Consider the following 14,385-nt stretch of genomic DNA (forward strand, 5'->3'; position numbering starts at 1 on the left):
CCTCGGGACGCTCCCTTGAACGCTCGGCCTTCGGCAGCCGCGGGTGGGGATCAGATTTCGCTCCACTGACCGGGCACCGGAACCGGATACATTCCCCGCTCGTCGGGTAGGACCGGCGGCCGAGATTCGGCCGTCAGGCGATCCACGTCGGGACAAAATTGAAACTCGGAGGCCGCAGCCGCCTCCCAACCGATCACCTGGCCGCTGTGCACGGCCGCACGCCCCATGATGGCCGCCAGATTGGAAAGCGCGGCACGTTTGGCCTCGTTGTGCGGCAAATCCTCGCGAATCGCCCGCAACAAGGCCTTCCACTCCGCCTGCCAAGGGGTCAACTGTTCTTTCGGGGCCTCCCACGCCACATTGTCATCGCTGATCCGTTGATCCTTGAAGATTCTCACCGTCCCGGCGTGGATGGCTCCGGAAAACTGCGCGGCGCACTTGGTGCCGTGGATGTACGTCGCAAAGTGATTGTGGCAATTCGAGGCATAGCGAACAACGTCCAGGCCTTGCGTTCCGTCGGGGAACGTCCACTCGGCGAAGTAGGCATCCAGGTTCTGGCTACGGTCGGCGCTATTGACCGCCCGACCGCCGACGCCGTGGGCGGAGACCGGCAGCGCATCCTTGATCCAGCAAATCTCGTCGATTTGATGGATGTCCATTTCGGCGAAGAGTCCGCCCGAAACCCAGAAGAAACGGAAGAAATTCCGAATCTGCCAGAAGAGTTCCGGAACGTCGGCGGGTTTCGGCCCGAGCGGCCCCACGGCCTCCATCCGATAGGCGCGAATCAGCGTGATCTCGCCAAGCTCTCCGTCGCGAATCCGTTGGATCAATTCTTGGCGGTTGACGGAATGACGGCACATCAGCCCGGCCGCGATTTTGAGGTTCTTTTTCTCGGCCTCCTCGCCTGCTCGAATGACGCGGCGGCAACCCGGCGGATCCGCAGCAAAAGACTTTTCCATGAAAACATGGACTCCTTTGGAAACCGCGTATTCCAGTTGCCCCGGGCGAAAAACCGCATAACCGGTCAACATCGCCACGTCGCCCGGTCGAAGGGCGTCGATCGCCGGGCGAAATGAATCCAGTCCCACGAAGCGACGCTCGGGAGGCACCCGCACCTGGTCGGGAAACATGTCCGCGAGGCTTTGGTGAGAAGCTTCGAGACGGCTTTCGAAGATGTCCGCCATGGCGTAGAGTTCGATCGGCCCCTCGCTGACCGAGAAGGCGTCGCGAACCGCGCCGCTGCCCCGGCCGCCGCAACCGATCAGTGCCAGGCGGATTTTCCCGTCCTCGGCGGCATGAACCGCCGGCACCCCGCCCATCAAGCCCGTACCGGCGACCGCCATGATCGAAGTCCCTGCCAACATGGTTCGTCGATCCAAGGCACGATCCGTACCGGAACTCACGGTTTTTCTCCTCTCGTTGTGCCGTTCCGCCATCTGACAGGCTCCTTTTCAAGCAAACGGGAAGGACTCGACTGGATGACCGTGCGAACGGATGTACGCGGCTTCGAAAGGTGCGTTCGAAGCGTGGGGCGTTCAACCGCCGCTCCCAGCATATCCCACCCGCCGTGCGAATCAAGAACCGGAAGCGCGGCCGGAAAGGCGGAGATGGGGGAATCCCCTGCTCCGCCCCTGAGGTCGGATGGCAGTCCGAATTCCGAGGACCGACGCGGAGCGAGCGGCGATCCGGAACACGGACGAGCCGTGAGCGGACTCCCGCAATGGTTTTCTCTCAGCTCGAACGGTATTCTAAAGGCGCGCCGTGCCGGCAACGTTTCTCATGAACCGCAACGGGCGGACGAACTCGCCGTCCGCACGTCTTGCCCACGATATCGCCGCGGCTGCTGTTCGGTATTGTTGGAACCGGCTAAGGGGAAACCTAGCACGATGGGATCCATCCGACATCCATTTCGGTTAGCGAATCGATCCGAGCCGATCATTCTGACGTTGGGGCTTTTGATCGCGGCCTCCCCGGGACACCTGATTCAAGGGAAAGAGGGGGGCGATGCGAATGCCGCCTCGCCGCAACGCCATCCCAACGTAGTCCTCATCATCACGGACGACCAAGGCTACGGAGATATCGGTTTTCACGGCAACCCGGTTCTCAAGACGCCCAACCTCGATCGCCTCGCAGCCGAGAGCCTTCGGTTGACGGACTTCCACGTAGATCCCACATGCTCGCCCACCCGAGCGGCGTTGATGACGGGTCGTTACTCGTGCCGCACGGGCGTGTGGCACACCATCATGGGGCGATCCATCCTTCGCCGAGATGAGACCACCATGGCCGACTACTTCGCGAGGGCGGGCTACGCCACCGGCATGTTCGGGAAATGGCACTTGGGCGACAACGCCCCGTATCGTTCCATCGATCGCGGCTTTGCTCATGGGCTTTGGCACGGAGGCGGCGGCATAGGTCAAACTCCCGACTATTGGGGAAACACCTACTTTTCGCCTGTGCTGCGGAACGACGGAAACTGGGAGCCGAGCAACGGTTATTGCACGGACGTCTTTTTCGATGCCGCTCGCGAATTCATTGCCCGCAACCGCACCCGCCCCTTCTTCGTTTATTTGGCAACGAATGTCCCTCACGGCCCTTGGCAAGTCGATGACCGATACGCCGCCCCGTATCGCGCCGCGGGCATCGCAAAGGATCTGGCGAACTTTTACGGGATGTTGACGAATCTGGACGAAAACCTGAGAAGATTGCTCGCCGCGTTGGATGAATGGAATCTGGCCGGGAACACGCTCGTAATCTTTATGACCGACAACGGCACCGCCGGAAACGGCTTCAATGCCGGGATGCGGGGCCGCAAAGGCTCCCCCTACGACGGCGGCCACCGAGTCCCATGCTTCCTGCGGTGGCCGCAGCGCTGGCCGCAACCGCGCGCAATCGCCGGTCTGACCGCCCACATCGACGTCTTACCCACGTTGATCGAATTGTGCGGCCTGCCGCAAGGCGACGGCATGCCTTTCGACGGCGTCAGTTTACGCCCCATTTTGGATGGCGAGTTCGCCGGAGCTCCGGATCGAACCGTCTTCGTGCAAGTCAATCGCGTCGAGCATCCCGTGCCTTGGCGGCTGTCCTCCGTGCTCACTCCTCGATATCGCTTGGTCAACGGTGCCGAACTTTATGACATCCTCGAAGATCCGGGCCAGGATCAGGACATCGCGCAATCTCATCCCGAGGTGGTGAGCGAGCTTCGTTCACGCTACGAACGCTGGTACCGCGACGTCTCGTCACGATTCCATGAGTACGTGCCGTTGATTGTGGGGGATCCGCGGGAGAACCCCTCATTGCTGACTTGCCACGACTGGCATGGAGAGCAAGTGCCGTGGGATCAGACGATGATTTCTCGCAATGCGCCCGGCAACGGGTTTTGGGCCGTCGAATTCTCACGCTCGGGCCGATATCGGATCACCCTGCACGATCGTCCGCCGTATGTCAGCCATCCCATTGCCGGCCGGCGTGCGCGGTTGGTCATCGGGGATCGTGAGTGGGTTCAAGACGTTCCATCCGGTGCAACGGCCGTGGAATTCCAGGTAAATCAAACGGCAGGTCTCGCCCGACTCCAAACCTTTTTGATGGAAGGCGATACCGAACTTCGAGGCGCTTATTTCGTCGAGATCGCCTACGTCGACGAAGCAGCGTCCCCCAATGGCGACGCGCAATCTCGGTAATTCCGTTCGTAATACAGGTGGACCACGAGCCGCTACCGGCGGAGGAAATCATCGTAGGCGACCCTGGTCGTGCCGAGCCTTTTCACCGCCCGGCACGGAACTCCGAATCCCTCGGAACTTTCGCGAAGAATTCGCAAGTTATCCAAGTGGAGGTTGGCAAAATGGTTTATCGTCCGGACCGTTCCCGTCTCTTGTTGTCGGTGCTCGCGATAGGTCTCGCATGGAGTCTGTTCACCCCGGTGTCGGCGACGGAGTCAGGTCGCATCCGCGTCGTGCCGGCGGAAATCGACGACATCCTCCCGAACCCTGGAATGGGCTGGCAGACATTCCATCGCACGGCGGATCGAGATGCCAACCTTCCTGACTGGATTCCCTCGACGGTCCACTATGCCCGTTGGGGGTGGAAGGACTTCGAACCTCGGCCGGGATCGCTGAACGAGGATTTTTTGGATGACGTGCTGCGCCGAACGCGCCAGGCCGGCCAACGTCTAGCTTTTCGCGTCATGTGCTGTTCCACAACTCCGGGAAATCCCTACCACCCGGATTGGCTGCCGGAAATCGGCGGCAGGGTCGTCGCCGTCCGCTACCAGGGCCAAGGACCGCTTGACGTACCGGATCTGGATGACCCCGCCACCCTCCGCGCTCACCTCGATTTCATCCGTCGCTTGGGGGAAAAGTACGACGGCCATCCCGACATCGATCACGTCGACCTGGGATCCGTGGGTTGGTGGGGCGAATGGCATATGAGCGGCTGCGAGGGTCTTTCCATGCCCTCCGCGGAAAACCAGCGCAAGATCATCGATGCGTACCTCGAAGCCTTTCGGACCGCGCCGCTGCTCATGCTGATGGACGGGCCGGAAATGCTGGGATACGCCGTTCGCAAAGGAACGGGATGGAGGGCTGACTGCTTGGGAGACATGGGCGGGTTCTCGGCGAATTGGTGCCACATGCGCAATCTTTACCCGCAGACTCTTGCCCGCGCCGGTGCCTTGGTGGCCTGGAAAACCTCGCCCGTGGCATGGGAAACCTGTTGGGACATTCGCAAATGGGTCCAGGAGGGTTGGTCTCTCCGCTACATCTTCAATTACGCGCTGGCCTTGCACGCCTCGTACCTCAACAACAAATCGGCTCCTTTGCCGGACGACCCCGCCGTGCACGACGAAATCCGCCGATTCTTGCGGCGATTGGGATACCGATTGGTGCTTCGCGAGTGGGAACACCCGCGGGTAGCAATCGCGGGAACCGCCCTGAGCATCCGTATGACGTGGCAAAACATCGGCTCGGCACCGTGCTATCGGCCCTATCCGGTCGCCGTCAGGCTGCGCAGCGAACAAGGCGAGAGTCACGTGCACATCTCGGAATTTGCCGTCAATCGTTTGATGCCGGGTCAAACGGCCCAGTTCTCGGGAGATTTCCTGGATCGACCGCCGGAACTACCGCCCGGCGAGCCGGTAACCATGGAAACGGACTTGAGGGTACCCGCAACGCTGCCGCCCGGCGAATATGAGGTTGCCGTAGCCGTTTTGGACGAAGATGGGCAAACTCCGGCGATAAGGCTTGCCATCGTCGGTAGGGAAGACGACGGATGGTATCCGCTAAGCCGGATCTCCATCCGAGGGAGCCGATGAGGCACCACGACGTCCCCGATCCGCGCAGACAACGAGGCAAATGCCATGTCCGAGTTCATCAAGCGGCGTGCGTTTGTGAAAAATGCCGGTGCGGCGGCCGCCGGAATCGTCTCCGCAGCGGTAGGGCGCTCAGCTAGCGCGGGCATCGTGAAAGAAAATGCCGCGACCGGCAACGCGTCCCCTTCGGTCACGGCGGGCTTCCAAGTCGGCGAGCCCGAGGTCCGATTGGAAACGCTGCGCCCGCGCGAAATCGAAGAACGCATGGCTGCCTGCGGAACGCTCTTCCTGCCGATCGGAACGATCGAATGGCACGGGCTCCATAATGTCGTGGGGCTGGATGCCGTGAAAGCACAAATGCTGTGCATCCGAGCCGCCCAACTTGGCGGAGGCCTGGTCGCGCCGCCGCTTTTCGGCGGGGTGGGAGGACTCGACCAGCCCCACACCTTCGTCATGGAGCCGGAGGATCAAACCTTTTCCGTGCTGCTCCGCCCCTGGCTCGAAAAACTCGCCATGGAAGCCGCGCGACTGGGATTCAAGGCCGTGATCATTCTGACGGGTCATTACGGTGCCGCGCAACAGATCGTGGTACGAGAGGTCGGCGCACGAATGACGCGTTGCCTGGGCATCCCGGTACTGGGCACGCCGGAGTATATTCTCGCCCTCGACGAAGGCTACTTGGGGGACCATGCCGCTTGGGGAGAAACTTCGCTCATGTTGCATTTGGACCCGCCGTCGGTAGACTTGTCCCGGCTGGGCGACGCCCCGCATCGGGGAGTCGGCGGTAAAGATCCCAAACAATTTGCAACCGCCGACGACGGAAAACGGCTTGCGGATACCATCATCCGACGATTGTCCGCACTTGGCACGGAGATGCCCAACTGGGATGGTCCGACCCTGCACGCCTTCGCCGACGCCGAAGCGGCCATCGTCCAGCGACAACAAGAGTTGGCCGCCGAGACCGGCAAAGTCTGGGCGGCGTGGCGCAACATCGGCAACGGAGTCCTTCACCGCTACGCCGAGTGCCTCATCGAACGGCGCTTCGACGAGATCAAGGCGATGGCCGAGAAACTATAGATACCGCGTTCCTTGCAGCAATCCCCCCGTTTCGTTCGGCGCGACGCCGAAACCGGAATCCCCGCAACAACAGGAGATCGCCATGTCCCACCGATATCGACGGAGATGGATTGGGGTCACGTCGCAAACGTTCCTGTTCCTCCTGGCGTTCGCCGTGTCGGCATTTGCCTGGGGACCGCATCCGGAAATCACGCGAGCCGCCTTGGACGTGGTTCCTCAATTGGAGGCCTGGGAGCAATCGTTGGGAAAAGAGAACATTGCGGCACTGACGCAGTACTGCTGGATGCCCGACTGGCGAGGTCAAGACCTCGGCCCCTACTACGCCGACGATTACCTTCTCGTTCCTCAACTACCCTATCATGTGTCGCACGTCATGCCCGCAGTCGAGCCCGCGTTCCAGGTGTACTTCTGCCGGGCATTGCAGGCGCTCAGAACGGAGACTCCCGTCAACGCGTGCCGTCAACTTGGTACGCTCCTCCATTTTGTCGAGGACGTGGGCGCACCGCCGCACGCCAAGCCGAATTGCCCCCATCATTCGGAATTGGAAAACTGGCTCGATGCAAAGCAAATCTCCATTCGCGGTTACCAACCGCAGTTGTTGGGCAGTACCGACGACGAAGCATGGCAGGGTCTGAAGCGCCGCATCGAGGGGCTGATCGCCTTTTCCGCCGAAAGGGCCGACCGGGCACTGCCGCTGGTATCCGCACCGAATCCGGACCGCAACGCCGTGGAGCCGATCATCCTGGAATCCGCTTTGGAAGCGGCGAGGGTCACCGCCGATGTGTTGTACACGGTGTTGACGCTTTCGCTTCGTCCCGCCGGCGACCAGGGAACGGCGCTCCGCGGCACGGTAGTCGTTCCTCCGCTCCCCGGTAATGATGACCAAGAGGCCCGCATCGTCCTGCTCGGCACCGATTTTGCCACCCTGGCGGGTCTGTCCGCGGACTCCCGATCGGAAGACAAAACTGAAGACAAAACTTACGTGTTTGCCTTCCGCAATTTGCCGGAGGGGCAATACCGCGTCTTGGCCTACCGCCCAGGCACCGAGGCTCAGGTCTTGGATGTGCAATTGACGCATGGTGTGCCGGCCGTGCTGCATTTTCGATTGGCCCCCACGAACCCGCCGGGCAACTTGGTTTACAATGCCGACTTCAGCCTGGCGACGCTCAAGCCCGACCTGCCTGATCGCTGGACGAAGTCGTCAGTCGACGCGTGGACCGGCACGACCATCGCAATTCAATCGGGCAAGAAGTACCGACTGGGCGCCGTTTTCAGGCAGGCCGATGCCAAGGTGGAGTTTCTCGCTCCACCGGGCAAAAGGGCTGCTGAACAGAATCTTCCGGTTCAACGCATCGTCTTGAGGCCGGCCGGCGGAAACACCTCCGAAGCACTTTTTGAAGCCCCGGCCGGCTATTCTCAGCTCACGGTTAAGATCGTGACCAAGGACGCCCCCGCAACGGCGGTGGAGCGAGTTTGGGTCTGCCTAAAAGACTAGCCAAGACCGGAACGGCGAATCTTTTCGTGTTTCCCAACTTCGGGACGGTCAGGGGACCGAGCGGGCCCGCTCACTTCGCCCAGTTTATTGTATGCGATCGGTTCTCCCGGTCTCCCGCAGGTTGCGGGATGCCGCCCGCCTGCGTATTGCTCACCGGTCCGCGCAACAGGACGGCGGGACGCCGCCACATAAAAGGTCTGTCCCCGGAAACAGCCCGCCTCATACCTCCTTATACCGCATTGCCTCCGGTTCTCCTTCAATCCCAACCGGCGTCCTTTCGGGAAACTCGTGCAGCAATGATCGCAGCGACCTCGCGAAAGTGGGACCGCAAAACTAGGCAAACCACACCGATCGGGCAATTTACTACCGTGCCGTATTGCAGTTGAATCTTCTCAAAACGCCCCAATCGCGAGTTCCGAGCGAGGGTTTCTGACAAAACGAACGTCATTTCCGTTACGGTTTGCCATTCTTTCTCAACTCGCACGAGCCGTTTGTCCGATATTTACGTCGCAACCCCATATTGACCGTTCTGGGAAGACGGCACGTCAAGGCGTCAACCGAACACTTGCGCACATCGAGGTGGACAAGAGCCATGCTATTACGACGCAGCAAACTCTGGCTGACGATCGGGGCGATGGTAGCCCTGGGCAGCATGTCGGCTCACGCTCAAGTTCCCGACATGCAGTACTTCGCCCCTGCCAATCCGAGCACCTTCGGGGGCGGCGCTCGTGCCAATGAAGGTTTCTTCATTAGCGGCGAGTATCTCCGCTGGAGCATTTCCAAGCCGGATGCAGCTTCCGTCGGCGTCGCTCCGCCCGCCTCGCGCACCGTGTACTACGATACCGACGTCTTCCGGGAACAAACGAGCACCGCCGACAACACCTGGATCGGCAGCCGCTTCACGGACGGCAGCCGCGTGGAAGCCGGGTTTATGGAAGACCATCAAGGCTTGATGTTCAGCGGCTTCTTCATGTCCACGTACGGACGCGTCCACAAGCTTTCCAACGCCGATGTGGTCTTCGACGATCCGGAATTCGGGCCGCCGCCTTTCAAACGCATGCTACAGGGCTACGTGGACGACGCCCTCACCGACATCCAGAACCTTCCGGTCACGTTCACGGCTCCCATCGTGCTCGATGACGACGATAACCCCTTGCCGTCCTGGGGGTTGGTCATGGACAACGTCGTCAAGACCTGGAACACGGAGCTGAACTACGTATACCGTTTCCACCCCACGCGTCACGGCACGTTCTGGGAAATCTACCTCGGCGTCCGTTACTTCGAATTCAACGAGGAATTCAATGTGGATGCCTTCGGCGGCATTCTCGCGGACAGCTTCTGGTATACCCGGGCGACGAACCATGTGATCGGCCCTCAGGCGGGGATTCGATTCTTCCGCACCTTCGATCGCTGGACCTTCGAAAGCACCGCCAAGTTCTTCGCCGGTTTCAATTTCCAGAATTACAATCAGTACGGCGTATTGGGCAGTCAACTGGACCCGCTGGCCGGCCCGCAAGAGGATGTGCCGTTGTACATGGGGCCGACGGCCTTCACCAATTCCGCTACGGAAGAAGAGTGGTCGCCCGCCGCGGAATTGCGAGTGGCCATCAAGTATAACGTCACCCGCAGCATGGCCCTCAGCGTGGGCTGGACCGGCATGTGGATGGACGGCATCGGCCGGGCCTCGAACGCCGTGCTGTATCGCGTGCCGAATATGGGAATTACGCTGGATCGCAACAACCAGGATCTGTTCATCAACGGCGTGACGGCCGGCGTGGAGTTCAATCGCTGAAGCGGCGCTTCCCGGAATCGGCCGGGGCAAGTGCCCGCGGTACGGTAAACCTAGAAAAGTACGGCGAGTCGCACCGCCGAAAAACTGCGACGGAAGGTTGAATGCGGCGTAAGCCGGTGTCACACGGATGTTGACGCCGTTTGCCTCGAGTTAGCGACGGAGGCTGCGAATCGACCGGGAAGGATGCCCGGTCGATCGCGTTTCTTGAACGCATCCCCCATCCGCGCCGACGTCGCGAAACCCGTTTGTCAAGCCCGGTTTCGCCGAACCGAGCCGGCGACGAGCCGACGGGGAAGCCCGGCTGGAAACGCCCTTTGTCGGCCCCCAACGCAAGTTTATAATAACGCAAAGAAACGACGTAGATGACGCGATTACGGCCGGTGAATGGCGTCGGGCGTGTACGACGAGATTCCGGCTTTCAGCCCGTGAAACCACACACCCTTTGCCCCCGACGACCGTCTCCGCAATCGCTTCGCCGATCGGGCCGCGTTTGCCAGTCCTCAATAAGGAATATACTTGTGCTGAGTGTTCGTCCCAAAGTCGCCGAATTGGCTTATGTCCTGTACGGACGGCCGCTGCATCCGGAGTTGTTCGAAGTTCATGCCTCACGGACCGTCTCTCGCGGCGACTACCAAGTCAAGATCGACATTACCAACACGGGCCATGTCGTTACGTGGCAGTACGAGGGTTTGACCTGGACCGAGGTCTCGACGGCGGTCAATCACCCCCTGCCGGTGCGTCGCCGTCTGATGTTGCATCAACTCAAGGCCAAGCACCACGACGAGTTCGTCGGCCGCGGCGGGGTCTCGTACTCGATCGACATTCAACTGGAGAACGTCCAGCCCGAGATTTTTTGGATGTTCCAGCACGAACTCAGCCGGGAAGGCCCCGGTCAGGGCTTGTTTTTTCAATTCAATCCCAGCGGCCGCATGCCCTTGGGAGCGATCAGCTTTATCGCCCATCAAGCCCGCAATAAGTCTCTGTGCATTCAGGCCTTTCACACCTTTCCCGACGACTGCGCGCTGGTGCGTAGCACGACGGTGTTCCGGCTGCCATGACGGATAGCCGCCGAACGGGTTCGAAGCGGCTTCGACCGCGCCGTCTCGCTCGTCTTTCAAAGTCCGCAGCGTCGCCTTGTCAGCCGGACGGCGGCGCTACAGAATGAATTTCTCCGCGGCGATTCCGGGACGGCTCGTCGTCCCGACCGCTTGGGCATCTTGATCCTTTCCTGCCGGCAGGGAGCGTCTCATGGCGAGTTGCGTGTTGGCATATTCGGGCGGTCTGGATACGTCGGTCATCCTGGGCTGGCTGATCGAACAAGGTTACGACGTGGACGCCGTCTATGTGGATCTCGGTCAACCGTGCGAGGATCGCGCGGCCATCCTCGCCAAAGCCCGCCTCATCGGCGCGCGGTCCGCGGAGATCATCGACGCCAAAGAAGAGCTGTGCCGCGATTTCGCCTTTCCCGTCCTGCAATGGCAGGCCATGTACGAAGGTATGTATCTCCTCGGCACGTCGATCGCCAGACCGCTCATCTCCAAAGTCTGCTTGCAGGTGGCGAAAAGACGCGGATGCAACATCTTCGCGCACGGCGCCACGGGCAAAGGCAACGATCAATGCCGCTTCCAATTGGCCGCCGAAGCCCTCCAGCCGGGGATCCGCGTCTTGGCTCCATGGCGGCGTGAAGACTTCCGTCGACGCTTTCCCGGCCGCAAAGAGATGATCGCCTATTGCGAGGAGCGGCGCATCCCGGTCAAAGCGACGACCGCCAAGCCCTACAGCTCGGATGAGAATTGCCTGCATATCAGTTACGAAGCCGGCAAGCTCGAAGATCTTTCCGTCAACGGCGTGGAGCTGGTTGAGTTCGGCATGACCGTCTCCCCCCGACAAGCGGCGGAAGAGGGCGAAAAAGTCACCATCGCCTTCGAATCGGGGATTCCGGTGCGGGTGAACGGCGAATCCTGCTCGGCCTACGAAGTCGTACGGCGGCTCAACACCATCGGCGGCCGAAACGGCATCGGCCGCATTGACATGGTGGAAAACCGTTTTGTGGGCATGAAGAGCCGCGGGGTATACGAGTCGCCCGGCATGACCCTGCTTTACTTTGCTCACCGCCAAGTCGAGCAATTGACTTTGGACCGCGACGTGATGCACCTCCGCGACCGCCTCGCACCCGAGGTGGCGGAGATGGTCTACTACGGCTTCTGGTACTGCGCGAAGATGGATGCCCTATCGGCCATGATTCGGGAGATTCAACGGCCGGTGACGGGAGAGGTGCGACTGTCCCTATACAAGGGAAACATCATGGTGGACGGTCGCTCCAGCCCGAACAGCTTGTACGACGAAGGAATCGCGACCATGGAGGGCGGCGGCGAATACGATCAGACCGACGCGGAAGGATTCCTTCGAATCCAGGGGCTGCCGCTACGGGTCCAAGCCCGGATTCGGCCGCGAGCATTTTGATAGGCCGACGCGCCCAAGCCGCCGAACGGCCGATACCCCCGGATGAAACGCGGGGAATGATCGTCCCTTGGGCGGCCATGCCTAAATGGAGAACCGCCGAAAGCCGTCTCGCCCTGATGGCGGTAGTCGGAACGGCGTCGCCTCACTCGGAAGATGGTGGCAGCGCCGCAATCAATTCCGCGACATAGTTGCGAATCTCATCCAGGACTTGCCGGCGGGACTTTTCCGCAGTCGCGGCGACGTGACGAACGATCGCGGACCCCACGATGATCCCGTCCACCACCGGGGCCAGGAGTCGCACGTGCTCCGACCGACTGATTCCGAAGCCCACGCAAACAGGGAGCGAGGTCTGCGTCCGCAACCAGGCTAGATTATCCACCAACTCCCTCGGCAATTCACGGCGTTCTCCGGTAATACCCGCAACAGAAACGTAATAGAGGAAGCCTCTGCCGGCCTGAGCGATTCGAATCGCTCGCGGTCGAGGGGTGGTAGGAGTGATTAACTGCACCAGATCCAGCCCCCGATGATCGCAGGCCTCTCGCAAAGGATCCGATTCCTCGATCGGCAAATCCGGTACGATCAGTCCCGCAACTCCGGCTTGCTCGGCCTGCTCCACGAATGCCGCCAGGCCGCGACGAAACACGACGGCGTAGCTCACCATCAGTACCACCGGGGCGCTCAGGTCCGCGGTGATGGAGGCAAGCGTTCGCAGCACGTCGCCGGATCGCACGCCCTGCGATAGTGCTCGGGTATACGACGCCTGGATGACCGGGCCGTCCGCAATGGGATCGCTGTAGGGGACTCCCACTTCGATCAAGCTGCTGCCCGCCTCGGATAGGGCCCGAACAAGCTCCTTGGTAAATCCAAGATCGGGATCTCCCGCCGTAATAAACGGCATGAAGGCCTTGCGTCCCGTCTTGCGCAATTCGCTAAAAACCTGTTCAATCCTGGACATGGGAGCCTGTTTTCTAGTTGCGTCGCCGTCCGGTGGGCGGACGAAGGTACCTCTAATCATCAACGCGCGGAACCCGCTTCCCGAGGTCTAATCCTTCATTTCCAGCAATCGGGCCACCTCTTGGGCATCCTTGTCTCCGCGGCCGGACAGACAAACCACGATGATCTCTTCCCGAGACCGCTGGGCAGCCAGCTCGATCGCCTTGGCGATTGCGTGAGCGCTTTCCAAAGCGGGCAAAATCCCCTCCAGGCGAGCCAGCGTTTGGAACGCCTCCAGGGCTTGCCGATCGCTGACGTTCGTGTAGATGACCCGGCCGGTTTCTTTCCAGTAGCTGTGCTCCGGACCAACTCCGGGATAATCGAGTCCGGCGGAGATGGAGTGCACATCGGCCGTCTGCCCATCGTCGTCTTGGAGGACGTAGGAGAAAGTCCCATGCAAGATACCGGGCTTCCCGTAAGATAGGGTCGAAGCGTGATCGCCCAATCGTCCGGAGCGGCCGCCGGCCTCGACCCCCACCAGCGCCACGGCCTCGTCCGCGATGAAGGGATAAAACATCCCCGCGGCGTTGCTTCCACCCCCCACGCAGGCCACGATTAGGTCCGGCAATCGCTCAAGCTGCTCCAAGCACTGCCGTCGCGTTTCTTTCCCGATGACCGACTGGAAATCCCGAACGATCCGCGGAAAAGGATGCGGTCCCGTGACGGAACCGAGACAGTAATGGCTGAACTCCACCGAACTCATCCAATCCCGCATCGCCTCATTGATGGCATCCCGAAGGGTTTTGGAGCCGCTTACCACCGGCACGACCTGAGCACCCAAAAGTCGCATGTTGAAAACGTTGGGGCGCTGTCGGCGGATGTCCTCCTCCCCCATGTACACCACACATTCCAAACCGAAGCGCGCGCAGGCGGTTGCGGTCGCGACTCCGTGCTGGCCGGCACCCGTTTCGGCGATTACGCGCCGCTTGCCCATGCGGACGGTCAGCAGGGCTTGTCCCAAAGAGTTGTTGATCTTGTGGGCGCCGGTATGGTTCAAGTCCTCCCGCTTCAGGTACAGCCGAGCACCGCCGCAAAACTCCGTCAAACGCTCGGCGTAATACAGAGGGGACGGCCTCCCTACATAATGGGTATATAGCCCCATCAAAGCGGCGGCGAATTCCGGGTCGGCGGCGGCGCTGGAATACTCGCGGTCCAGTTCCTCCAAGGCCTGAACCAGGGTTTCCGGTACATACCGTCCACCAAAGTTCCCAAATCGCCCCAAAGCATCGGGCACGTCAGCAAGAGAGGCCATCCGAGTAAGCC

The 14,385-nt window shown here is 60.9% G+C and carries 10 protein-coding genes; 7 read left to right on the forward strand and 3 right to left on the reverse strand.

Annotated elements, in window-relative coordinates:
* Positions 1 to 50: 50 nt before the first annotated feature.
* Positions 51 to 1,403, reverse strand: a complete 1,353-nt coding sequence (locus ACZ5B4_RS07335) for a Gfo/Idh/MocA family protein (protein ID WP_464913781.1) — start codon at positions 1,401 to 1,403, stop codon at positions 51 to 53.
* 483 nt (positions 1,404 to 1,886) lie between these two features.
* Here ACZ5B4_RS07335 and ACZ5B4_RS07340 point away from each other — a divergent pair, with 483 nt between their 5' ends.
* From ACZ5B4_RS07340 to ACZ5B4_RS07370, 7 genes are all read left to right on the forward strand, one after another.
* Positions 1,887 to 3,677: an arylsulfatase gene (locus ACZ5B4_RS07340; RefSeq protein WP_464913782.1), complete on the forward strand. Its 1,791-nt coding sequence runs from the start codon at positions 1,887 to 1,889 to the stop codon at positions 3,675 to 3,677.
* A 161-nt stretch (positions 3,678 to 3,838) separates the two neighbouring features.
* Entirely contained in the window at positions 3,839 to 5,305 is a 1,467-nt protein-coding gene (locus ACZ5B4_RS07345; RefSeq protein WP_464913783.1) for a DUF4832 domain-containing protein, read from the forward strand.
* 45 nt (positions 5,306 to 5,350) lie between these two features.
* The gene (locus ACZ5B4_RS07350) at positions 5,351 to 6,379 is read left to right on the forward strand and encodes a creatininase family protein (RefSeq protein WP_464913784.1); all 1,029 of its coding nucleotides are present in this window, start codon (positions 5,351 to 5,353) and stop codon (positions 6,377 to 6,379) included.
* Positions 6,380 to 6,461: 82 nt separating this feature from the next.
* On the forward strand, positions 6,462 to 7,874 hold the full coding sequence (locus ACZ5B4_RS07355; RefSeq protein ID WP_464913785.1) for a hypothetical protein: 1,413 nt from the start codon (positions 6,462 to 6,464) through the stop codon (positions 7,872 to 7,874).
* A gap of 592 nt (positions 7,875 to 8,466) precedes the next feature.
* Positions 8,467 to 9,666 (forward strand): BBP7 family outer membrane beta-barrel protein, encoded by a 1,200-nt coding sequence (locus tag ACZ5B4_RS07360; protein ID WP_464913786.1) that lies wholly within the window; start codon positions 8,467 to 8,469, stop codon positions 9,664 to 9,666.
* Between the two features lie 518 nt (positions 9,667 to 10,184).
* Positions 10,185 to 10,724, forward strand: a complete 540-nt coding sequence (locus ACZ5B4_RS07365; protein WP_464913787.1) for a DUF2617 family protein — start codon at positions 10,185 to 10,187, stop codon at positions 10,722 to 10,724.
* A gap of 190 nt (positions 10,725 to 10,914) precedes the next feature.
* A complete protein-coding gene (locus ACZ5B4_RS07370) occupies positions 10,915 to 12,129 on the forward strand; it encodes an argininosuccinate synthase (protein WP_464913788.1) in 1,215 nt (404 codons plus the stop codon).
* Positions 12,130 to 12,271: 142 nt separating this feature from the next.
* Here the strand turns inward: ACZ5B4_RS07370 and trpA are convergent, their stop codons facing one another.
* Both trpA and trpB read right to left on the reverse strand, forming a co-directional pair.
* Entirely contained in the window at positions 12,272 to 13,084 is an 813-nt protein-coding gene (gene trpA, locus ACZ5B4_RS07375) for a tryptophan synthase subunit alpha (RefSeq protein ID WP_464913789.1), read from the reverse strand.
* A gap of 87 nt (positions 13,085 to 13,171) precedes the next feature.
* Complete coding sequence (gene trpB / locus ACZ5B4_RS07380; protein WP_464913790.1) at positions 13,172 to 14,374, reverse strand: tryptophan synthase subunit beta; 1,203 nt, start codon at positions 14,372 to 14,374, stop codon at positions 13,172 to 13,174.
* Between the last annotated feature and the right edge of the window lie 11 nt (positions 14,375 to 14,385).

It is taken from the genome of Thermogutta hypogea (genome assembly GCF_055386265.1).

Bases quoted from the DNA above. Each gene is read 5' to 3' on its own strand.
- ACZ5B4_RS07340 (WP_464913782.1), top strand. From the start codon at position 1,887: ATGGGATCCATCCGACATCCATTTCGGTTAGCGAATCGATCCGAGCCG.
- ACZ5B4_RS07370 (WP_464913788.1), top strand. From the start codon at position 10,915: ATGGCGAGTTGCGTGTTGGCATATTCGGGCGGTCTGGATACGTCGGTC.
- trpB (WP_464913790.1), bottom strand. From the start codon at position 14,374: ATGGCCTCTCTTGCTGACGTGCCCGATGCTTTGGGGCGATTTGGGAAC.
- ACZ5B4_RS07345 (WP_464913783.1), top strand. From the start codon at position 3,839: ATGGTTTATCGTCCGGACCGTTCCCGTCTCTTGTTGTCGGTGCTCGCG.
- ACZ5B4_RS07350 (WP_464913784.1), top strand. From the start codon at position 5,351: ATGTCCGAGTTCATCAAGCGGCGTGCGTTTGTGAAAAATGCCGGTGCG.
- trpA (WP_464913789.1), bottom strand. From the start codon at position 13,084: ATGTCCAGGATTGAACAGGTTTTTAGCGAATTGCGCAAGACGGGACGC.
- ACZ5B4_RS07355 (WP_464913785.1), top strand. From the start codon at position 6,462: ATGTCCCACCGATATCGACGGAGATGGATTGGGGTCACGTCGCAAACG.
- ACZ5B4_RS07360 (WP_464913786.1), top strand. From the start codon at position 8,467: ATGCTATTACGACGCAGCAAACTCTGGCTGACGATCGGGGCGATGGTA.